Genomic DNA, 21,592 nt, shown 5'->3' with positions numbered 1-21,592 from the left:
TTTTTAATGTCAACAAATCAAATATTTGTACTAATCGGTAAAGGTATTATAATATATAAATCAGAATAATTCCTAATTTATTTCATCTTACAAAGGAGACAACAATGGAAACCAAGATACTACCTACTAAACAAGAACGTCATAAACGTTTTGGCTCAGTCCCTCCAGTAAAAGGAAACAAACCTATAAATAAAGAAGAAATGACGGACCTTCAAAACACTCCTAATGACTTTTTATTTGCGATTGATTCAGTCGGTATCAGTAATGTAAAACACCCTATTATCGTCCAATCCGATTACAAACCAAATACACAAACAACGGTTGGAACATTTTCCTTAACTACGGGACTTCAGCAAATGAGTAAAGGAATAAATATGAGCCGCCTTACAGAGCTTCTTCACGAATATCACTTAGAGGGCTTCATTGTTGATTTTAATCACCTATACTCTTTTACAAAAGATTTAGTCGAAAGAATGCAACAATCAAGTGCTCAAATCAATGTTCAATTCCCTTGGTTTTTTGAACGAAAAAGCCCATCATTACAAAAAGCGGGACTAGCACATGCCGAAGCTTTTATGAATGTAAATTTTGATCATGAAAAAGGATTCACTCATGAAATAGGTATTACAGTTGCTGTAACAACCCTTTGTCCTTGCTCAAAAGAAATAAGTGAGTATAGTGCTCATAATCAACGGGGTTATGTAACAATTAAAGCTGAATTTTTTAAACCGACTAAACTCAAAACGGATTGGAAAGTAACATTGCTTGAAGCAGCAGAATCTAATGCGAGTTCAGTATTATACCCTATTCTAAAAAGGCCAGATGAAAAAGCAGTTACAGAAAGAGCCTATGAAAATCCAAGGTTTGTAGAAGACATGGTCCGTTTAGTTGCAGCCGATTTATATGAAAATGAGGATATTAAAGCATTTACCATTGAATGCCGAAATGAAGAATCAATTCACATGCATGATGCCATTGCTCGTTTAACTTATTCAAAGGCTCTTTTCTAAAAGATTGTTGCTTTTAGCTATTGGACCGTTAACCAAGCGAAAGCTTGGTTCTTCACGCTTTGGCGTGAAGCCTTTGAACATAAAACAGCCAGATGGACTAATGAATTTATCCATTATGGCTGATTTATGTTCAAAAAACGGTCCAATAGCAACAAAGTTTACGAAAGCAGCTTATTCAAAAGAATAAAATTAAAAAGGTGACACTGCCTAATAATTTTACTTAATTATAGGGTCAGTAAGTCACCTTCTTTTTTATCTATATTCATATTCGGTTTCTTCACCAACAGCACGATCTAAAGCTTGCCACGCCATTAGTGCACAATTATGGCGCGCCCTTAACTTATGAACACCTTCTAACGCGAAAGCATCCCCTAAATCTATCTCTTCTGAAACTTCCCCGTTTCGAACCATCGCTTCCATTGCTTGACGCAATTTCGCTGCTTCTTTTAAAGGCACTCCTTTTAATAGTTCTGTCATCATCGAAGCAGAAGCCATACTAATACTACAGCCTTCACCGATAAAAGATATGTCCTCAATCCTTTTGTCCTCTGATAATTTTAAAAATAGTGTCATTACATCTCCACATGTTGGATTTTTGTAATGTAGCTGTTTAATCTGTTCACCTTCTAACTTCCTATGATTTCGACGGTTTTTCGAATGGTCCACCACTAATTGTCTGTACAGTTGATCTAACATTAATCATTCCCCCTTGCATCCTATAAAAAACTAAAAGTATATAAATAGTAATAATTTCGGTTTGTTATGATTATTATACTCATGCATTGCGATTTAGTCTAATCATACTCCATTTCTCTAATTCCTAACTATATTGAATAGAAAACAGAATTATTCTGATTATAAGTGATCAGATAACGATTCTTAATATTAACGGATAGTATGAAAGCTGTCAGTAAATATTAAGCAGAAAGGAGGGTTAAATATGGGACAAGAACATCAAATTCACCACAATCATCCACATAAGCATAGTTTGTCCTGCGGTCATACAAAGATTAAGCATGATGATCACATTGATTACGTACACAATGGACATCTTCATTACGAGCATAATGGACACTGGGATGAATGCAAGATCCCTGTTACAACTATCAATCCCGATGAGTGTAGACCAATGAATTGCGGGTGCACGCACGATAAAGATTGCGGACATGAACTTGTTCCTCACGGCGATCACATGGATTATTTAGTAAATGGAAGATTACATCATGTACATGGAGATCATTGTGATGATCATGGCCCGGTTGAATTAATAAGCGTTAACTAAAATCCAAATCTCCTTAAACTTGATCAATTTGTTGAACTTGTTCATCATCTCAAATCAAAAAGCCTCCTAATTGATGGAGGCCCCTTGAATTTCATCATATTGTAATCCTTTTAACTTTTTAACACATTTATAAAAACTGCTTTTATTTTTCTCTTTTAAAGCATAGTCAATTTGATATTGTAGAACTAATTTCTCAAGTTCTACATCTAATATTAACATGATTTTTTTAGCCTCAATAAGTTCTTCTAATGTATTTAGGCAGACGAATTCCTCTCGATTATTAAATCTAACTAAAATAAACCATCCTTTATTTACAATGAACTTTACATCTTCTCCTATACTTATTAATGAACCTGAGTCAATTTGGGACATCCCAGTTATTATATTGGAAACCTCTATACCATAATATAAACATTCTATAGATATTCCAGTTTTATGTAGTACAACAAAATCCAATTCATTTCCCCTCCATAAGATTTAGTGTTCTACAAATTTTTATTTTTTTGAATAAAAATGATAATTATTATCAATAATATGTATGAGAGCAAACGGAAATAAATGTCTGTCTTCACAAAAAAGGACAGCCCACAAAGCTGCCCCTTTCTTAAGATACAACCATTAAATTTCAGGATCAAACGTTTTGCAGTCGGTCTCTTCCTGATTTTCAGCTTTTTTACCAGTGTGGCTGACTACGTAAATTCGATCAGCCGCACATTTGTTTCCATTCGCCCAATATTTACAATTATCTACTTCACACAATACATCTACTGCCATCGTCTACACCTCCTCTCCATCATTAGCATTAGCTATTTTTTTTACTTTCATACCCTTATTTCTCGACTCCACATAAGTGAATTAGGTGACCAATATATTGATTTTAATAATCTGTTTTTAAAATGATGAAGCGTTAAAACCTCTCTTCTAATACAGACTTTTAGACTTTTTCTCCAAAATAAAAAAGACCCTGAATCCAGGGCCTTCTTTGTAAAACAATTACTTTTGAACGTTAGCAGCTTGAGGGCCACGTTGACCTTGCTCGATTTCAAAAGATACTGTTTGACCTTCTTCTAAAGTTTTGAAACCTTCGCCTTGAATTGCAGAGAAGTGAACGAATACATCGTCTTGTCCTTCTACTTCAATAAAACCGAAACCTTTTTCTGCGTTAAACCATTTAACTGTACCTTGTACCATAATCTTGTTCCTCCTGTATGGCTATGTGCCACATTGTATTACTATTTTTGCTCTTCAAAATCATTCAAGGCGAAAATACTTTGTAAAGATTTTTCTTCCTTCAATCTTATCCGAACAACAATAAGTAATTATATTATAGCAGGTATTGTATCAAAAAGAAACATTAAAATAGTGAGATGGTAAAATTTTAGGGTAGCTTATGTTTTAAAGTGATCTAAATAAGGGGTTATTTCTAAAGAATGTTAATTAATATAACAATTAATAATAAGAATATTATGTATACATCTCATAATTTTGGGAATTCTATAAACTATTCTTAAGAGGGAGGCTAGTTATGGAAGTAAATATGAGTCCAGAAGAAGTGATTCTTGAAATTAAGCAGCTTAGTGTAAACGGTGAAAACTTAAGTAAAAAATCGGTAAAAAAAGCGTATCCACAATTAATGCGCAGTGCTCTACACTACTATCCTGATTGGGACAGTGCGATTGAGAAAAGCATTACGGGATAACATTAGTTGTAACATCAAGCTGACAAAAATGGGGGTCAGCTTGATGCCTTACAACTTCCTACTTTTTAAATATTTCTAATATCCTTTTAAAGGATATATAATTATATATCTTGTGTTATTATAAGTTATAGCAACTTTGTTTTGACTTATAACGAGGATCACGGCTATTTATTTAATAATTTGAAGTTCTTTCGGAAAAGATGTTAAACACTTCGAGCCTTCTTCAGTAATAAGCACATCATCTTCTATACGAACACCACCAATATGAGGAACATATATTCCGGGCTCTACTGTATAAACCATTCCGGTATGCAAAAGATTATTATTATTTTCATTCATGGAAGGAAACTCATGAACTTCAATACCTAAGCCATGGCCAATTCGATGTGTAAAATATGGGCCATAACCTTCATCTGTTATATAGTTGCGAGCAATTTTATCGATTTCTCCAATTACTGTACCTGGTTTACTAATGGATAAAGATAACTCTTGTGCTTGACGCACCGTTTCGTATATGTGCTTCTGTTCTTCCGAAACAGTTTTATAAGCAACGGTTCTTGTAATATCAGAGCAATATCCTTCCAATATAACCCCTAAATCAAATAATACAAAATCTCCTGCTACAATTTCTTTTAACCCTGGATGACCATGAGGTTCTGCTGATTTAGTCCCTGACAAAACCATTGTTGAAAAAGACATTTGACGTATCCCTTTTTTCTTCAATTCATATTCAATTGTTGCTATGATTTCCATTTCTGTCTTACCTTTATTTATTTCATGAATACCGACTTCCACACCAAAGTCAGCCAGTTTTGCTGCTTCACGTAATATTGATACTTCATTTTTATCTTTTATCATTCTAAGTGCTTTGATTTTTTCATCTGCCGGTACAAATTGCGCCATTGGAAACAAAGAGAGTAGCTGCTCACTTCTCTCATAAGTAAGGACTCCTTTCTCAATGGCTATCAAATGTACATCTGAAACTCTTGCTTGTACCGCCTTTTGAAATAATCCCCAAACATCATCGGAATCTTGATAACTAACAATTTCTCCCTTCCACCCTGAAGCCCTTGCAGCCAACTCCTCCATTTGTGGGCAAATTAAGAATGGCTCCTTATCAGGAAAAATCGCTAAACCTAATAACCTCTCGTGCGGTTCACTATTAAAGTTAGATAAATAGTAAACATTGTACTTCGATTGGATGAAAGCATATGTATAATTATTTTCCTTAACCCAATTTGTTAAATTCTCTAGTCGGTTATTCATTCAAATCACTATCCTTCCCTATTTTCCCTTATTATACCTGCCTTTTATTTATTTTGTCCTATTTCAAATGGGTTGACAAAACATAAATTTGCTTTTAGTTAACTTTTATAGTAGAATAAATAAAATACTTATGAAAACTTAAAGTTAATGATTTTATTCTTTAACTATGACTTTTATATATGAAATTAATATAGAAAAAATCAATCTGGCATCTTGAGGAAACTTCGTACGCCTTATTTAAATGGCACGGCCTCGGAGCCGTAATGATGAAAGAGAGGTAGGGCTTTCATTATTTAGGGACTCAAAGAAAACACAGAGATATGATCGCGGCAAATTTTAAGTATAAATAAGAGAATACAAAGAAGGCTTGCTAATATAGCGAGCCTTTTTAAATTTCATATCTAGATAAGATATACTTCTATATATTTACGTGTATAGAAATAAAAACAAAGAGCATGATAAACGTGAAGGTTAAATGGATTTGTAGCTCAAGTGGATAGAGCAGCCAGTCATTCCGAGGTGAGTAGCTGAGCATTTTGTGGGTTCGAGTCCCACCAAATCCGCCTTCCTTTTATTTTATAGCTTCCTAAAACAACAGCTCAGAAACTTCATTTAATTCCTGAGTTCTTTTTTCATCTTGTTCTTGTTGAGCATGCTTAATTTCCTGTTTAAGAATTAAATCTAAAATTTTTATTTCCCCTTCACCTAAATCCTTTACAAATTCTTCTTCACTTGAATAATTTTTTTGCTCTAGCTTTTCGTAAATCTCTTGGCAAATAGAGTGCTCTTCTATGTAATTTGATAAAGCCTCTCTTAAGTAACCCAATGTTTTCTCCATATTATCCACGTCCTTTTTCATTAATAAACTTCACTAACCATTAAATTGTGATAAATGGATCCATTTTATACATATCTTAAAAAAATTGAATAAGACGCCTAAATAATAGACGTCTTATTTTTACCCCGTTTGACAGGCGCTATTGAAATTTCACTTTACACATTTTCATTTTCTATTACTAAGGCAATTCCTTGTCCACCACCGATACAAAGACTAGCTACACCATATCGAAGACCATTTCGTTTTAATTCGTTTGCTAGTGATAATACAATCCGCGAACCACTTGCTCCAACTGGATGTCCTAGTGCAATAGCTCCTCCGTGTACATTCGTTTTGGCTCTGTCTAAGCTCAATTCCTTTTCAACAGCTAAATATTGGGCGGCAAACGCTTCATTTACTTCAATACGATCGATTTGATCAAGGGTTAACCCTGCACGTTGTAAAGCTTGTTGTATAGCTGGAACTGGTCCTATCCCCATAATGTTAGGATCAACCCCCGTGATCCCCCAGGATACAATTTTGGCCAATGGAGTTTGATTACGTCTTTTTACTTCAGCCTCACTTGAAACCACTATGGAAGCTGCCCCATCATTAATTCCACTTGCATTACCTGCAGTAACTGTTCCAGCTTTTTTAAATGATGGCTTTAAGACTGACAATTTTTCAATCGTAATATCTTGTTTAACATGTTCGTCTTTATCTACTACTTTGTTGCCACCTCGGGACTGAATTTCTACCGCTGTAATTTCTTCAGCAAAAATACCCGAATTGATCGCTTCAGTTGCTCTTTGTTGACTAAGTAGTGCAAATTCATCCTGCTCTTCTCGTGAAATCTCGTATTTTTCTGCTAGATTTTCAGCTGTTACTCCCATCCCACTCCCTGTATATTGATCTGTTAATGTGCTCAATAGCATATCTTCAAATTGAAAATTACCATATTTCACCCCTGAAAAGCGACTCGAGAAATTCGCATGAGGTGACATCGTCATATTTTCAGCCCCACCGACTAAGGCCAAATTAGATTCGCCTAAACGAATACTTTGTGCTGCAGATACAATCGATTGCATGCCTGACCCACAAAGGCGGTTGACCGTTAATGCAGGTGTATCGATCGAAACACCTGCTTTTAAAGCGATGTGGCGTGCTAAGTATGCAGCATTCGTTGAACTATGAATGACGTTCCCATATACGACTTGATCAATATCCGTTCCTTCAACTTGCGCCCTTTTTAATGCCTCGATCGCAGTTACTGTACCTAGTTCAGTAGCATTAACGCCTTGAAAAGATCCACCAAAGGCTGTAAATGCTGTCCTTGCTCCACCTAAAATATAAACATTGCTCATTACAAATCCCCCATTCTATTTTTTGTTTCCTTATATTCGATTTAATATACAAATTATCTACTTGATTGATGGAAAGTTACTGGTTAAAAAACAATTACTTTTTTTCTACTAAACTTCTTAATTCTGTTTTTAACACTTTACCACTAGCGTTTCTAGGAAGAGCTTCTACAATCTCAACCTCTTGAGGTACTTTATATTTAGCCAACCGACTTTGACAATATGCTAGGATTGCACTTTCATCGATTTGCATATCCTTTTTCTTTGCTACATAGGCTTTCGGTACTTCTCCTAATACTTCATGAGGTACACCGATAATTGCTGCCTCTAACACTTCAGGGATTTCGTAAAGAACTTCTTCAATTTCAACTGGGTAAATATTTTCACCACCACGGATGATCATATCTTTTTTTCTATCAACGATATAAAGGAGGCCATCTTCGTCAAAGCGCCCGAGATCTCCACTATAAAGCCACCCCTCTTTAATCGTCGCTCTTGTTGCTTCCTCATTTTTTAGGTAACCTTTCATGACATGTGGTCCTTTTACTATGATTTCCCCTACATCTCCAACAGCTGCATCTTCTCCATTTCCATCTACTACCCGAACCTCACATTGTGGTAAGGCTTCACCAACAGATCCCACTTTGGTTAAAGCATGATGATCTTTTAATGTAGTCGCACCTGGTGAATTTTCTGTTTGTCCATACAAGTTTTGTACTTTTACTTTAGGAAAAATTTCTTTCACACGTTTAACTAACTCGTATGGCATTGGTGCTGCACCATATGTAAGTAATCGAAGCTTTGGTAAAGCTGCCTTTTGTAAGCTCGGTGTCGTAAGAAGGATGCTATACATTGCTGGAACCCCAAAGAATATTGTGACTTTTTCTTTTTCCATCGTTTTAATTGTTTGTTCTGGTGAAAATCCTTCTTCAATGATAAGAGCTCCTCCAGCGTAAATTGTCGGAACAGTAAACACATGACTTGCTGCACAATGAAATAATGGTGCCACAATATGCATCCGGTCATTGTTAGTAATTTCCATAGATTCCTTCCAGATTTGTCCGATAGAGACAACGTTTTTATTAGTTAACATGACACCTTTAGGTCGTCCTGTCGTTCCTGATGTATAAAAAATAACAGCAGTATCATCGTCTTCTGCTTCTACTTTTTCTACTGTTCGATCTTGTCCCGAAATAATATCCTCTACTCGATTATTAGAGTTGTCGTATCCTGTTGTAAGGGTATCCTCAATTGCAGTTAATTTCGGCATGATTGTGTTAATTGTTTCCTCAAATCGTTGATCATAAATGATTGCCTTAGCCTCTGAATGATTGAGAATATAATCAATTTCCCTTGGTGCAAGTTTTGTATTAATAGGTAAAACAGGAAATCCACCTATTTGACAAGCGTAATAACTTACTAGAAAGTAATCTGAATTAGGTAAGACGAGCGCAATAATATCATCTTTTCCGTATCCTTTTTCTTGAAAATAACCCGCAAGTCTCTTTGCTTGTTTATAAAATTGTTGATAGGTGGTTTCCCTACCTAAATACGATGAAATCATCGCATTCGGTTGAGTTTCTACCATTTTCTCCAAATGATCTCTAATAAACATCACTAAATTCCCCTTTCAACTATAAATATTTTAAAGAATATTGTATAACTATATTGTAAGCGCTTTGACCTGGAAATAAAACAAAGAATATTCAGAAATTAAATATTATAACTATATTTAAACCTAAAGTTAATTCTATCTTATGAGTAGTAGTCAAACATCCCCTATTTTCTAACTATCACCCATCAAAAAACCAAAAGTCAGGCTGACATTTTGCTCAGCCTGACCTATTCAATGTAGTATTGATTTTTAGATAAGAATTATTTAAAAGGGTTTTTCCATTCCATTAATACACCGTAATTACAAGATTCCTCATCATCCAAGTAATCTTTTACAATATGAATTGGCATCCTACCACACCGCAATAAAAAAGAAATGACTGGGTCCTTAATCTGTCCCTTTGTAACTTGATGAATATACTCCTCTGGGGTCAACTGATCTGAAACTTTATGATATCCAGGCATTCGACCCCCACCTAGTAATCGATCTAACCCTTGTTGAATGACAACGTGATACATCGATTGCATTATTAATTTGCCAAGTCCTAATTTACGATATTTCGGGCGGACACTAATATCGACTATATAAAGAGTATTGCCGTCTCGGTTATGATTTCTAATATAACCGTTATCAGTAATTTCCTCCCACGTATGATCAGCATGGTTTGGATCAAAGTCAACACACAGACCCGTTAATGAGCCGGCTAATTCACCATCCACTTCAATACATAAAGCACCGGCTTGGAAAAGATCTACGTGGTTTCTTAACTGTTCTTTATCCCACCATAGCTCAGAAGGAAAAGGAGGAGGGAAACATTCTTTTTGGATTTGAATGAGTTCATCAAAGTCGTTTTTTGTGTAATTTCGAATGACAGCCGGGACCGTTTGCTCTTGGTCAAACACATAGAATTCACTTCGATATAACATCTATTAAAATCCTTTCGTATTCATTTTTTCCCAGTCTGGATAAAGATCTGTACGTCGGTCTCTCCATGTAGTAACTGAACCTTTTTCTCTAACTTCATATAAAAGATTAAGGTCTAAATCTGCCGTCACAATCATGTCATTATTTAGTTCACCTTCAACCATGATACCCTGTGGCGGAAACGGAATATCATTCGGTGTAATGATGGCTGCTTGTCCAAAATTCGCTCGCATAAAGTCAACCGTTGGAAGTGACCCAACAGTACCCGTTACGACAACGTACACTTGATTTTCAATTGCTCGTGCATGGCTCGTATAACGAACCCGATGAAAGCCGTGGCGATCATCGGTACAAGATGGACAAAAAATGACATCTGCCCCTTGAGCTTTAACCATTCTCACAACTTCAGGAAATTCGATATCATAACACGTTAAGATCGCTATTTTCCCTTTATCGGTATCAAAAACTTTTACTTCATCTCCTTGAGACATATTCCATTCATGTACTTCTGTCGGGGTTATATGAAGTTTTGCTTGTTGTTCAATTCTACCATCTGGATAAAAAAGGTGAGCAACATTATATAATCGGTCGTCTTTTCGAATCACATGTGTTCCACCGATAATATGGACATTCATTTTTTGGGCAAAAGATGAAAAAAGCGTTTGATATTGTTCGGTAAATCCGGGCAACTCATTTATCGTTAATGTCGTTCCTTGATCACTCCCAATTGAAAGTAATTGTGTTGTGAAAAACTCAGGAAACAATACAAATTCCGCTCCAAATTCTGCTGCTGTTTTTAAATAGTGCTCACTTTGTTTTGCAAATTCTTCAAACGATCGAATCGTTTGTAAGTGATACTGCACTGCAGAAACACGTAACTTCATAAAATCACTTCCTTTACACCAACTATTCTTAAGTCGATTATCTATCAGGAAACTTACTTTAACAAGTACTTTTTGGTAAGGTGGTTACTTTTTAGGTACCTATGGACATGTACAGTTACACAACAGACTTACCTTTCGTCTAAATGGAGTACAGTCAATGCATGTTGCATTTCTTTTTTGGTTTCATTAGATCTCCATTGGTTTGCATATCCTAAACTACTGCAAATAAACTGTGTATTATTATTTTGAACTTTTTTCCGAAAATGCACATGGCCACATAAGGCATATCGAACATTATTGGTAGTACTTGCTAGTCTTTCATATTCCCCACTACCAAGAAAGGCATTAAAATAATCCCAAATACGATGAGGGGTTGGTACAGTGAATAGATGATGAGAAACAACGTGGGTGCAAAATATAATTTTTTTATTTTCATTTTTCACTAGCTGTTCTTTAAAGGAGCTTAAAAATAAATTATGTATTTCTACAGCATGATCTGCCCAATCTGTATATTCTTTATCTTGCCATGTACTTCCTTTCATTTTCATACGAATAAAATCATTTACAGTATACTTTTTATAGTTTCCAAAACTAAAATCATACCAACCGATATCACCAAGTAAAACCCAGTTTTCGGTTAATTGTTGTGGACCGTTTGCTAAATTCCTCGGATGACTCTTTAAATCATTATAAATATCCCAGGTTTTCATTGAAGGATAATGGATGTTCCATAAATCATGGTTTCCCGCTACAAAATAACAGGGCATTTTTAATTCTTGCTCAATTCTTTCTACTGTAGCTAATGTTTCCTTGTAGTCATTAGAAACATCCCCACCTATACAAAGTACATCAAGCTTTTGTTCAGATGTTTGCGCTAATAAGACGTCTAGCACATCACCTCGTTTCCTTTTTTTATTAATATCGATGTGTAGGTCAGCAATAAATCCAAATCTCACACGATCACCTTCTCATATTGAAAGACAATTTGTAATTTCCAGTATACCAAACTTAAAAACTGAGTAAGCAAAAGAAGACGCCTGTTATTCTAAGACGTCTTCTTTCGTGTATTATTTTTCCTACAAATGATCATACATCGTTTCAATAGAACTGTATGTACGAAGTGCTACTTTACTCGACCTCAAAGTCCAATACAATAATATCAGTAAGGCCTACTTCCTTTAAATAAGCAACGAGCTCTTGATGTTTAGGATGAGGGCCATATACTTCTAAAGCCTTCTTGTCCTCAAAACGAACCGTAAGACCGATCTCAAATCCATGATTACGTTCTGAAAAATTCGTTCCTACTGCCAAGCTAATAATTCCTGGAATTTCTTCTTTTAGTGTCTTCGCCATTTGTTTGATTTCTGTTTTTTGTTCATTTGTCGTTTTCTCACTAAATTTAAAGCCAACCATATGCTCTACCAAATTAATTCACTCCATTTTTAATATTATTCAATCTATTTTATTATACACTAACTTCTTCAAAACCTAATAAATTAAAGGTTGAATTGAAATCGCTTTCATTTAACTGAATATAATGAAAATAACTGAGATGATGATTCCTGTATAAAGTAAAGTAATAACTGTAAAGCCCATAATATCACGAATCTTCAACCCTGCAATTGCTAATAGCGGAATCGCCCAAAATGGTTGAATCATATTTGTCCAAGCATCACCCCATGCAACAGCCATTACAATTTTTGCTGGGTCTACTCCCATATCAATGGCAGTTGGAAGGAAGATTGGTGCTTGTATCGCCCATTGTCCGCCCCCAGAAGGAACAAACATATTTAAAATTCCTGCCGCAAAAAAACTGAATAGTGGTAGTGTTTTTTCAGTGGCGATATTTGCAAAGAAGTTGGATAACCAAATAGCAAGCCCAGATGCACTCATCATCCCCATAATCCCTGCATAAAATGGATATTGAAGTGCAAATTGTCCAACACTTCCAGAAGCTTTTATTAACCCGCTACCGAGTTCACGTACATTTCCATAAAGTAATAAACATGCGGTTAAGAAAATTAAATTGACAGTATTCAAATCCAGGCTAAACCCATTTAATGAGAAATGATTAATTAAATATGCTAAACCGAATAAACCACCGATTATAACAATAAGACGGCTTTGGTCTAGTTTGTCATTAATATAATTCGTTTTATTTCCTTTTGATTCTTCCTTAACTTCAGCATCTTTTAAAAGTTCTGGATTAACTAATACACGATCAGCCGCCTTCTTCGGATGTATTAACCTCATAACAAAAGGGAGCGTAAAGAATATTATGACGACTAAAACGATATTTAACAACGAAGTCAACGTCTCTGCTGTTGGAATAAGACCTACCGCTTCTTCAAATGTATGCCCTGGTGTTGCAACAAATAATGCTGGAGAGGAAGATAATCCTCCTTCCCAAATCACAAAACCTGAATAACCTGCAGCTACAAGTACACGATAATCGACGTCACGAACTTGTCTTCCTACAAGCTTTGCCATAATACCTGCAACCACTAATCCAAATGCCCAACTGATTAATGATGCTGCTAAAGCCGTAAATGTAACGACAATAATGGCTACATTAGGAGTCGTACATTTACTTGCGATTTTTTCTAACCCACGAGCAATTGGAGGAGTTAATGCTAAAGCATAACTCATTATAAATGTAGTGATGATTTGTGCAGTAAAAGCAAGCAATGACCAGAACCCATCTCCCCAATGAATCATCATTTCATAAGGCGTATTTTTGGTAATAAAAATTCCACCTAAAAACGTAATGACAGTTAATAAAACAGCAAATACAAATGCATCCGGGAGCCACCGTTCCGCGATTCTGGCAAAAAATAATGCTAGTTTTGATATTGGATTGTTCGAAGTCGTTTGTTGACCTGTTTGTGGTTGTTTTACTGGTTCCATCGTTTCTCCTCCCTTAACAAGTTCGTTTTAATAAATAGATATCATTTAGTCATCCATTGAGTTTATTTGGCAGTCCAACCACCATCAACGTATAAGATTTGCCCTGTTACATACGAAGAAGAAGCGGATGAAAGAAAAACGACAGGTCCTGCTAAATCCTCTAATGTCCCTATACGTCCTATCATCGTTTTATCGACGATACTCTTAAGCCTCTCTTGGTCTGATAGCCAATCTGCTGTCATTGGCGTTTTAATATAACCTGGTCCAATCGCATTTACTTGTATACCGTGTGGCGCCAATTCATCAGCCCATACTTTCGTTAGCTGATTAATGCCACCTTTACTTGCTGAATAGCTCGTTTGATTGGACATTCCAGTTGCACCAAAAATTGATGAGATATTAATGATTTTCCCGCCTTCACCTTGTTTGATCAATTGTTTAGCGACTGCTTGTCCAGTTAGGAAAATTCCTTTTAAGTTGGTTCCCATAACAAAGTCCCAATCTTCTTCTTTGACTTCTACTAAAGGCTTTCTAATATTTGTCCCTGCATTATTAATTAAAATATCAATATGGCTAAATTCAGTAACAACATCTTCTATCAATTGCTCAACTTTTTGTTTATTGGTAACATCAACTTGAAAACCTTTTACTGTTATACCTTTTTCCTTTAGTTCCCTTTCAGCCTTGATTAAGTCTTCCTTTCCACGACTAGCGATCGCGACTGTAGCACCACTTTTTCCAAGTGCTTCAGCCATTCCTAAACCAATCCCTTTACTACCTCCTGTTACTAATGCAACTTTTCCTGCTAAATCAAACAATGTTGGGCCCAATGTAAACACCTTCCTATTTAAAGTTTATATCGTTTCATTTTCTATAACGACAGCAATCCCTTGACCGCCACCAATACATAAACTTGCTACTCCATAGCGTAAACCTTTTCTTCTAAGTTCGTAAGCTAGTGATAACGTAATTCTAGCTCCACTCATGCCTACAGGGTGACCTAGAGCTATAGCACCACCGTACACATTTGTCTTCTCTCTTGATAAACCTAATTCTTTTTCTACTGCTAAGTATTGTGCTGCAAAAGCCTCATTCACTTCAATACGATCCATATCTTCAAGAGAAAGATTAGCTCTTTGTAATGCTAGTTTAATAGCTGGTACAGGACCGATTCCCATAATGTTTGGATCTACTCCTACAACTGCCCAAGAGCGTATTTTAGCCAATGCTTTAACTCCAGTTTTTAATTTCTCTTCACTCGCTAAGACCAACGAGGCTCCACCGTCATTAATCCCACTTGCATTTCCTGAGGTGACTGTCCCCTCTTTTTTAAACGCAGGTGCTAGCTTATCTAGATTTTCAAGTGTAGTATCTTTTCGAATATGTTCATCCTCTGTTACATAGGTCGATCCCTTTTTTGACTTCAATTCTACGGGAACAATTTCCTCTTTAAATACGCCTGTTTGAACGGCTTTCATAGCACGTTGCTGGCTTAATAAAGCAAATTCATCTTGCTCTGCTCTTGAGAGTTCATATTTTTCAGATAAATTTTCAGCTGTTATTCCCATCCCGTAACCTGTATATTCATCCGCTAATGTACGTAACAACATATCTTCAAAAGCAAGTGAACCGTATTTAGTTCCATTAAATCTGCTCGTAAAATTAGCGTGTGGTGCCATTGACATATTTTCTACTCCACCTGCTAATGCAAGCTGAGATTCTCCTAATTTAATCGATTGTGCTGCAGAAATAATCGCTTGTAGTCCTGATCCACATAATCTATTGACAAGTAATGCTGGTGTATCGATTGACACCCCTGTATTTAATGCAATATGACGTGCCAAGTACGATGCATTTGTACTACTATGAATGACATTCCCATAAATAACGTTATCAATATCTTTTGCTTCACAGTTTGCTCGCTTCAAAGCTTCTTTTGCAGTTATCTTACCGAGATCCGTTGTTGAAACTTGCCCAAGGGATTTCCCAAATGCTCCGATTGGAGTACGTGCCCCTTCAATAATATATACTTCACTCATAATGACACTCCTTTTTACAGTTATAAATCACCTTTTTTTGTTTTTTCAACCCACCGATAGACGAGGCCAACACTTACTTCATACCGCCGAGCTATCTTGGACATGTTATTTAGCGTAATCGCTTCCTTAGCTAACTTTTTCTTAAATGCGATTGAATACGTTGTTTTCTTCATATGATCACTCCCTAAGAGTTAAACTCAGGTTCATTGATTTAACTTGCTAAGTATCGTCTTTAACACTTTTCCACCTGGGTTTCGCGGTAATTCATTCAGAAATTCGATTTCTTTCGGAATTTTATAGTCTGCTAGTTTGTCTGATAAATAAGATTGGATATCTTCTGCTGTTACCGAATACTCATTTTTTGTAACAATATAGGCTTTTACTTGTTCCCCAAATAATTGATCTGGTATCCCCACTACTGCTGCCTCTAAAACACCTAGGTGTCCATATATGACATTTTCAACCTCTGCAGAGTATATTTTTTCGCCCCCGCGATTGATCATGTCTTTTTTACGATCCATGATATATACATAACCGTCATCATCAATCATGGCTAGATCCCCTGATTTCCAGAAACCGTTTACAAAAGTTTCGTTGTTGGCTTTAGGATTATCCCAATATCCTTCAATCACCATAGGACCTTTAATGAGGAGTTCACCAACTTCATTAGTTGCTAACTCTTCACCCTCTTCATTTACAACTTTGATTTCTGCAACAGGAACAGGCAAGCCAACAGAACTTGCTTTAGAATCTGGGTAATAAATCGGCATAAGTGTTGTTGGTGACGAAGTTTCAGTAGCCCCGTAAGCGTTATGCAATCTAGCGTTTGGGAATTCCCTTCTTAACTGATAAATGGTTTCGTAAGACATCGGTGCACCACCGTATGCTATAATGCTTACATCGTTATATGCCGCCTTCTTAAAATGAGGTGAAGATAACAACATTACATAAATAGTCGGTACATTAAAGAGGAAGTTGATTTTCTCTGTTTCCATTGTCTTAAGATACTCTTCTGTTCGATACCGTTTGAGTATGACAGATGTTCCCCCAACGAGAGTCATATGTATAAGCTGTCCTATTAAGCCAGTGACATGAAACAAAGGGATCGCAATCAGTGTTTTAATCGTTTCATTTGTGTTCATCACGTGTTTATAATTTAACGCACTATGGATAATCCCTACATGACTACCAATTGCACCTTTAGGAGTTCCTGTTGTACCAGAAGTATACATAATAAATAGTGGATCGGTTTCTTCGATATCTATTTTCGGAAAGCTCTTTTCTCCAACGTTAGCATTTAGCACAGAAAAGGATTTTACTAAAGTTAGATTATTACTGTCATACTCATCAATAATAAAAAATACCTTAGTTGATGTTAGTTGTTGATCCTCATGAACTAACTGAAGCTTTTCATAATAACCTTTTTCTGTAATAAGTGCTTTGGCATTGGAATGGTTAAGCATAAAGGTAATCTCTTGTACGGACAATCTAGAGTTTAATGGAACGATTACTGCCCCTAACTTTGCGCAAGCAAGCAAAACATGAACGAATTCGAGACAATTTTCTACTAATATAGCAACTCGATCCCCTTTTTCTATTTTATAATTGTAAAAGAGGTTTTTCGCTATCGTAATTGCCGTATCATTCACTTGCTTGTAGGTTTGGCGTACTTCCCCCATGATAAGCGCTTCCTTTTGTGGATATTCTCTTACCGTCGCCTCAAACATTTCTGAAACCGTTTTAGGTCTGTCGTTATATACTTTTACATCTCGATTAAATAGTTGCTTTCTAACAATCACTACTACACCTACTTTCATGATCATTGTTAATTATATAACTTTCGATAATGTAGCTATATTGAGATCTGAGAATGTTCAATTCCTCCCATTTTAAATATTTTGTATATACAGAATTTTTTGTTATATTTTGATAATTGCAATATTTGTGCCAAACTTTTATATTTAGTCCTTTGATCTTGAATTTACATATTGAAGAAACCTTTAATTAGAGCCAATTATATTAAAAACAGAAAAATCACCCCAAAATTCACAACAACAGATTATAACATTACTAAGCTTTTAATAATAAAAATTCTCGTAATCTTATTAATCTTTCAGAAAAAAACGATGACAAAAGTAATCATTGATCACTTTTGTCATCGTTTTTAACTCAACCCAAGTCTTTTCATCTTTTTTACTAAAGCAGATTGACTAATTCCTAATTCTTTTGCGGTTTTGCGAGTCGTTTTGTATTCACTTAGCTTTTCTATTATGATTCGCTTTTCTGTTTCTTGAACAATTTCTTTTAAGGTTTGATTATTTTTGGAAACTTTTTTCTCTTTATGTATTAGCACAGTTGGGAGATCCGTTACTTGAATTTCGTTTTTTTCTGTTGTTACAATAATTCGTTCAATCAGGTTTTCCATTTCACGAATGTTCCCAGGCCAATGATATTGTTCCATATAATAGGTCACTTCAGGGTTAATTCGCTTATTTAAGTTGTACTTATGATTCGTTTTTCGTAGAAAATAATAAGCAAGTGGAGCAATGTCTTCTATACGTTCTCTTAAAGGGGGAATTTGTATAGGTACGATATTCAATCGGTAAAACAAATCCTCACGAAACTTACCTTTTTTCACCATCTCCTCAAGATTTTTATTCGTAGCAGAAACTACTCGAACATCGATTTTCTTCGTTTTTTGTCCACCAATTCTCGTAATTTCAAACTCTTGAAGAACGCGAAGTAACTTAACTTGTAAATCAATTGGCATTTCTCCGATTTCATCCAGGAAAATCGTTCCACCATCAGCTTGTTCAAATAAACCCGGTTTACCTCGACCATCTGCCCCTGTAAAAGCTCCTTTTTCATATCCAAACAATTCTGATTCAAGTAAATGTGGAGGTATCGCTCCACAGTTCACCTTAACATAAGGTTTTTGAGATCTTTTACTTCCTTGGTGAATAATATTAGCAAACACTTCTTTTCCTACCCCAGATTCTCCAAGTAAAATAACCGTTGAATCGACAGCTGCAATCTTTTTAGTTAAATTAAGAGCTTTAATCGTCTTATCACTTTGAGCGATTACTCGATCAAATAGCTGCTTCAACCCTTCCTTTTTCTTATAGTCATCTATTTCTTTCAAAATTTGCTCTGTGTAAGCTTTTGCTTCTTGCAGCTCTACCTTTAATTTATTTAACTCCGAGATATCCCTTACATTCGTTACTACGTGGGTAATTTTACCTTCTTCATTAAAGATCGGACTTCCTGTAACTAGTACTTCTTTTCCCTTTACAATTTGAACGATCGTCGTTGGTTTTTTCTCTTTAAATACTCTTAATGTTACAGATTCAGAAATAATTCCTTTGTTGACAACATCTTTTAAATTCCTGCCGAGAAGTTCCTCTTCATGGACACCCGTAATTCGGTTATAAGCTTCATTGACAATAAGACCATCCCCGTTTGCATCTGCTACATATATGCCGTCATAACTAGATTCAATAATGGAATCCAACAGTTTATTCATTGCAAAAACATCCTTAAGATTTTGCTCGAGCTTAAAACTCATTTAATCCCTCCTTTTAATATTTCTATATTTTCTGTCTTATTCAACCTATATGATGAATTATTTCATCATTCTTTAAATACTTCAACACCATCCTCCGATTTAATTAAATATTTTTAATTTACAGGAAGTTACACATGCAATGCATTGGCTAGGTGTTTATCGTCGTAGCCTTAAACTGATGCTCGAATACTCAGCGAACGCGAAACACGTGGGAAGAGAGTGCATCTGCTCTCACCATTTGATTTACCCAATAAAAGGGCTCCTATCATTGGATAGAAGCCTCTTAAGCAGTTACTATGCTTTTATCTGAACATTGTAATGTCTTAACCAATGGTCCATTTGGACAAAATGTGCGATGAGCTGTGGACCTGTCATTAGTTGCCCGAACCACGGTGTTTTAAACGAAACACCACCACTTTCAGCAATCTCCTTCATTTTGTTACGATCAATCAAGTCAAATAACGGTGAGTCGTTTTGGTTTAAAATGTTCAGCATTTCTTTTTTTACGGCGTTGGTGTAATGTGGGTTATGCGTTTTAGGATACGGGCTTTTTTTTCGATATAATACTTCATCAGGTAAGATGCCTTCCAGTGCTTTACGTAAGATCCCTTTTTCTAATCCATTTAGACGCTTCATTTCCCACGGAATGTTCCACACATATTCCACAAGACGATGGTCGGCAAATGGGACACGAACTTCAAGACTGGCTCCCATGCTCATCCGGTCTTTTCGATCTAATAATGTCGTCATAAACCAAATAATATTTAAATAAGATATTTCTCTTCTGCGCGCTTCTTCTTTCGTGTCATCTTCAAATCTCGGTGTTTCTGCAATCGTTTCTTTATAGCGTTCATGAACATACGCCTGTAAGTTCAGTTTACTCTTCCACTTTTCTTGTAATAGTGCTTCTCTTTCCTGGGTTGAACGCATCCATGGGAACCCATCTGTATACATCACTTCTGGTTTATGGAACCAAGGATAGCCTCCAAAAATCTCATCTGCACATTCTCCTGACAAACCTACCGTAACATCTTCTTTAATTTTTTCACAAAACCATAATAAACTAGAATCAATATCTGCCATGCCTGGTAAGTCACGGACTTCAACGGCTTTTTTCAAATAACCTGCCAGATCCTCCATTGATATAACATGGTTGGTGTGTAAAGTATTAAACGCACTAGATACTTTTTTAATCCACGGTCCATCCGCGTTCGGTTGAAAATCATTCGCTTTAAAGTATTTGTCATTATCCGCATAATCGATCGAATACGTCCTTAAAATCCCTTTGTTATCTCGCTCAAATACATCGGCTGCTAAAGCCGTTAACGCACTTGAATCAATACCACCTGATAAAAACGTACATACCGGAACATCCGCTACCAATTGACGGTCAACTGTATCCATCAATAACCATCGAACGTTTTCGGCCGTTTCCTCAACATTGTCTAGATGTTGTTTGCTTTTTAACTTCCAGTATCGACTTATTTTTGCCCCGTTTCGGTCATAAAGCATCGCATGTGCTGGGCGCAGTTCTTCTATATTTGAAAATACCCCGTTGCCTGGTGAACGTGATGGCCCTAATCCTAGAACCTCGGAAAGTCCAATTTCATCGATCGTTGGTGACATATCTCGATGAGCGAGAAGTGCTTTCATTTCGGAGCCGAATAGTAATCGACCGTTTTGTACCGAATAAAATAACGGTTTTACCCCAAGACGATCTCGGGCGAGTATTAAACTTTGGTCGTGCTCGCTCCAAATCGCAAATGCGAATATACCATTCAGTTTTTCTAAACAATGAAAGCCCCACTCTATATAAGACGTTAACAGGACTTCTGTATCTGAATGCCCTTTAAACGTATACCCGCGTTGAAGTAGCTCTTTTCGTAAGTCTTCTGTATTATACAACTCGCCATTATAGACAATGGTATATAACCGATTACCTTTCTGCCTTGTCATTGGCTGAACGCCACCTTCTGGGTCGACAACGATGAGACGAGTATGCCCTAATGCCGCATGATTCGAGCTCCAAATATTGATATCATCTGGACCACGGCGTGAGAGTGTTTTGGCCATCGTTTCAACTTCAGCCTGCTCCTTTACCATATTTTGTTTCCAATCAATCCAACCTGTAATACCACACATCTATATCAACCCTCTTTCGCTTTCGGGAATAATTATATTAAACTGGGCACCATGCCCATATCCCATCGTATTCATGGTGAT

22 protein-coding genes and 1 tRNA gene are annotated in these 21,592 nt (G+C 36.1%); 4 read left to right on the top strand and 19 right to left on the bottom strand.

What is annotated here, in order from left to right; all coding sequences use genetic code 11:
• The first annotated feature begins 104 nt into the window (after positions 1-104).
• Positions 105-1,010: a GTP cyclohydrolase FolE2 gene (gene folE2, locus J0N78_RS11595; protein ID WP_209123257.1), complete on the top strand. Its 906-nt coding sequence runs from the start codon at positions 105-107 to the stop codon at positions 1,008-1,010.
• Positions 1,011-1,262: 252 nt separating this feature from the next.
• Here folE2 and sufU read toward each other — a convergent pair whose 3' ends face one another.
• A complete protein-coding gene (gene sufU, locus J0N78_RS11590; RefSeq protein WP_209123256.1) occupies positions 1,263-1,706 on the bottom strand; it encodes a Fe-S cluster assembly sulfur transfer protein SufU in 444 nt (147 codons plus the stop codon).
• A 244-nt stretch (positions 1,707-1,950) separates the two neighbouring features.
• Between sufU and J0N78_RS11585 the strand changes: the two genes are divergently transcribed.
• Positions 1,951-2,292 (top strand): hypothetical protein, encoded by a 342-nt coding sequence (locus J0N78_RS11585; protein ID WP_209123255.1) that lies wholly within the window; start codon positions 1,951-1,953, stop codon positions 2,290-2,292.
• A gap of 66 nt (positions 2,293-2,358) precedes the next feature.
• On the opposite strand, the gene J0N78_RS11580 is transcribed toward J0N78_RS11585, so the two are convergent.
• From J0N78_RS11580 to J0N78_RS11570, 3 genes are all read right to left on the bottom strand, one after another.
• Positions 2,359-2,748: a hypothetical protein gene (locus J0N78_RS11580; RefSeq protein ID WP_209123254.1), complete on the bottom strand. Its 390-nt coding sequence runs from the start codon at positions 2,746-2,748 to the stop codon at positions 2,359-2,361.
• A 162-nt stretch (positions 2,749-2,910) separates the two neighbouring features.
• Positions 2,911-3,066 carry a DUF1540 domain-containing protein gene (locus J0N78_RS11575; RefSeq protein ID WP_209123253.1) on the bottom strand — a complete coding sequence of 52 codons (156 nt, stop codon included), beginning with the start codon at positions 3,064-3,066 and terminating at the stop codon, positions 2,911-2,913.
• Between the two features lie 219 nt (positions 3,067-3,285).
• On the bottom strand, positions 3,286-3,483 hold the full coding sequence (locus J0N78_RS11570; RefSeq protein WP_209123252.1) for a cold-shock protein: 198 nt from the start codon (positions 3,481-3,483) through the stop codon (positions 3,286-3,288).
• A gap of 334 nt (positions 3,484-3,817) precedes the next feature.
• Here J0N78_RS11570 and J0N78_RS11565 point away from each other — a divergent pair, with 334 nt between their 5' ends.
• Positions 3,818-3,991, top strand: coding sequence for a hypothetical protein (locus tag J0N78_RS11565; RefSeq protein ID WP_209123251.1), 174 nt, complete (start codon positions 3,818-3,820; stop codon positions 3,989-3,991).
• Positions 3,992-4,159: 168 nt separating this feature from the next.
• Here J0N78_RS11565 and J0N78_RS11560 read toward each other — a convergent pair whose 3' ends face one another.
• Positions 4,160-5,257, bottom strand: coding sequence for a M24 family metallopeptidase (locus J0N78_RS11560; RefSeq protein ID WP_209123250.1), 1,098 nt, complete (start codon positions 5,255-5,257; stop codon positions 4,160-4,162).
• 477 nt (positions 5,258-5,734) lie between these two features.
• On the opposite strand from J0N78_RS11560, the gene J0N78_RS11555 reads away from it, so the two are divergent.
• Positions 5,735-5,820 (top strand) — tRNA-OTHER (locus J0N78_RS11555).
• A 23-nt stretch (positions 5,821-5,843) separates the two neighbouring features.
• On the opposite strand, the gene J0N78_RS11550 is transcribed toward J0N78_RS11555, so the two are convergent.
• From J0N78_RS11550 to asnB, 14 genes are all read right to left on the bottom strand, one after another.
• Positions 5,844-6,095 carry a sporulation protein gene (locus J0N78_RS11550; RefSeq protein WP_209123249.1) on the bottom strand — a complete coding sequence of 84 codons (252 nt, stop codon included), beginning with the start codon at positions 6,093-6,095 and terminating at the stop codon, positions 5,844-5,846.
• A gap of 155 nt (positions 6,096-6,250) precedes the next feature.
• The gene (locus tag J0N78_RS11545) at positions 6,251-7,438 is read right to left on the bottom strand and encodes an acetyl-CoA C-acetyltransferase (RefSeq protein ID WP_209123248.1); all 1,188 of its coding nucleotides are present in this window, start codon (positions 7,436-7,438) and stop codon (positions 6,251-6,253) included.
• A gap of 94 nt (positions 7,439-7,532) precedes the next feature.
• Entirely contained in the window at positions 7,533-9,050 is a 1,518-nt protein-coding gene (locus tag J0N78_RS11540) for a class I adenylate-forming enzyme family protein (RefSeq protein WP_209123247.1), read from the bottom strand.
• Between the two features lie 260 nt (positions 9,051-9,310).
• Positions 9,311-9,976 carry a GNAT family N-acetyltransferase gene (locus tag J0N78_RS11535; protein ID WP_209123246.1) on the bottom strand — a complete coding sequence of 222 codons (666 nt, stop codon included), beginning with the start codon at positions 9,974-9,976 and terminating at the stop codon, positions 9,311-9,313.
• A gap of 3 nt (positions 9,977-9,979) precedes the next feature.
• On the bottom strand, positions 9,980-10,858 hold the full coding sequence (locus tag J0N78_RS11530) for a carbon-nitrogen hydrolase family protein (protein ID WP_209123245.1): 879 nt from the start codon (positions 10,856-10,858) through the stop codon (positions 9,980-9,982).
• 128 nt (positions 10,859-10,986) lie between these two features.
• Positions 10,987-11,814: a metallophosphoesterase gene (locus J0N78_RS11525; RefSeq protein WP_209123244.1), complete on the bottom strand. Its 828-nt coding sequence runs from the start codon at positions 11,812-11,814 to the stop codon at positions 10,987-10,989.
• Positions 11,815-11,986: 172 nt separating this feature from the next.
• Entirely contained in the window at positions 11,987-12,283 is a 297-nt protein-coding gene (locus tag J0N78_RS11520) for a Dabb family protein (protein ID WP_209123243.1), read from the bottom strand.
• 99 nt (positions 12,284-12,382) lie between these two features.
• On the bottom strand, positions 12,383-13,765 hold the full coding sequence (locus J0N78_RS11515; protein ID WP_209123242.1) for a short-chain fatty acid transporter: 1,383 nt from the start codon (positions 13,763-13,765) through the stop codon (positions 12,383-12,385).
• 62 nt (positions 13,766-13,827) lie between these two features.
• Entirely contained in the window at positions 13,828-14,595 is a 768-nt protein-coding gene (locus J0N78_RS11510; protein ID WP_247747255.1) for an SDR family NAD(P)-dependent oxidoreductase, read from the bottom strand.
• Between the two features lie 24 nt (positions 14,596-14,619).
• Positions 14,620-15,804 (bottom strand): acetyl-CoA C-acetyltransferase, encoded by a 1,185-nt coding sequence (locus J0N78_RS11505; RefSeq protein ID WP_209123241.1) that lies wholly within the window; start codon positions 15,802-15,804, stop codon positions 14,620-14,622.
• A 20-nt stretch (positions 15,805-15,824) separates the two neighbouring features.
• Entirely contained in the window at positions 15,825-15,977 is a 153-nt protein-coding gene (locus J0N78_RS11500; protein ID WP_209123240.1) for a transposase, read from the bottom strand.
• Positions 15,978-16,007: 30 nt separating this feature from the next.
• Positions 16,008-17,603 (bottom strand): class I adenylate-forming enzyme family protein, encoded by a 1,596-nt coding sequence (locus J0N78_RS11495; RefSeq protein ID WP_209123239.1) that lies wholly within the window; start codon positions 17,601-17,603, stop codon positions 16,008-16,010.
• 365 nt (positions 17,604-17,968) lie between these two features.
• Positions 17,969-19,369, bottom strand: a complete 1,401-nt coding sequence (locus tag J0N78_RS11490; RefSeq protein WP_209123238.1) for a sigma-54 interaction domain-containing protein — start codon at positions 19,367-19,369, stop codon at positions 17,969-17,971.
• Between the two features lie 294 nt (positions 19,370-19,663).
• Entirely contained in the window at positions 19,664-21,511 is a 1,848-nt protein-coding gene (gene asnB / locus J0N78_RS11485) for an asparagine synthase (glutamine-hydrolyzing) (protein ID WP_209123237.1), read from the bottom strand.
• Positions 21,512-21,592 lie beyond the last annotated feature (81 nt).

The organism is Alkalihalobacillus sp. BA299, assembly GCF_017745675.1.
Taxonomy (GTDB): domain Bacteria; phylum Bacillota; class Bacilli; order Bacillales; family Bacillaceae_F; genus Alkalihalobacterium.
This window is presented reverse-complemented; position numbering and strand designations above follow the sequence as displayed.

Excerpts from the sequence above, each read along its gene's own strand:
- sufU (WP_209123256.1), bottom strand. The coding sequence starts at position 1,706 with ATGTTAGATCAACTGTACAGACAATTAGTGGTGGACCATTCGAAAAAC.
- J0N78_RS11565 (WP_209123251.1), top strand. The coding sequence starts at position 3,818 with ATGGAAGTAAATATGAGTCCAGAAGAAGTGATTCTTGAAATTAAGCAG.
- asnB (WP_209123237.1), bottom strand. The coding sequence starts at position 21,511 with ATGTGTGGTATTACAGGTTGGATTGATTGGAAACAAAATATGGTAAAG.
- J0N78_RS11550 (WP_209123249.1), bottom strand. The coding sequence starts at position 6,095 with ATGGAGAAAACATTGGGTTACTTAAGAGAGGCTTTATCAAATTACATA.
- J0N78_RS11500 (WP_209123240.1), bottom strand. The coding sequence starts at position 15,977 with ATGAAGAAAACAACGTATTCAATCGCATTTAAGAAAAAGTTAGCTAAG.
- J0N78_RS11575 (WP_209123253.1), bottom strand. The coding sequence starts at position 3,066 with ATGGCAGTAGATGTATTGTGTGAAGTAGATAATTGTAAATATTGGGCG.
- J0N78_RS11570 (WP_209123252.1), bottom strand. The coding sequence starts at position 3,483 with ATGGTACAAGGTACAGTTAAATGGTTTAACGCAGAAAAAGGTTTCGGT.
- J0N78_RS11535 (WP_209123246.1), bottom strand. The coding sequence starts at position 9,976 with ATGTTATATCGAAGTGAATTCTATGTGTTTGACCAAGAGCAAACGGTC.
- J0N78_RS11545 (WP_209123248.1), bottom strand. The coding sequence starts at position 7,438 with ATGAGCAATGTTTATATTTTAGGTGGAGCAAGGACAGCATTTACAGCC.
- J0N78_RS11515 (WP_209123242.1), bottom strand. The coding sequence starts at position 13,765 with ATGGAACCAGTAAAACAACCACAAACAGGTCAACAAACGACTTCGAAC.
- J0N78_RS11540 (WP_209123247.1), bottom strand. The coding sequence starts at position 9,050 with ATGTTTATTAGAGATCATTTGGAGAAAATGGTAGAAACTCAACCGAAT.
- J0N78_RS11560 (WP_209123250.1), bottom strand. The coding sequence starts at position 5,257 with ATGAATAACCGACTAGAGAATTTAACAAATTGGGTTAAGGAAAATAAT.
- J0N78_RS11530 (WP_209123245.1), bottom strand. The coding sequence starts at position 10,858 with ATGAAGTTACGTGTTTCTGCAGTGCAGTATCACTTACAAACGATTCGA.
- J0N78_RS11505 (WP_209123241.1), bottom strand. The coding sequence starts at position 15,804 with ATGAGTGAAGTATATATTATTGAAGGGGCACGTACTCCAATCGGAGCA.
- J0N78_RS11490 (WP_209123238.1), bottom strand. The coding sequence starts at position 19,369 with ATGAGTTTTAAGCTCGAGCAAAATCTTAAGGATGTTTTTGCAATGAAT.
- J0N78_RS11585 (WP_209123255.1), top strand. The coding sequence starts at position 1,951 with ATGGGACAAGAACATCAAATTCACCACAATCATCCACATAAGCATAGT.
- folE2 (WP_209123257.1), top strand. The coding sequence starts at position 105 with ATGGAAACCAAGATACTACCTACTAAACAAGAACGTCATAAACGTTTT.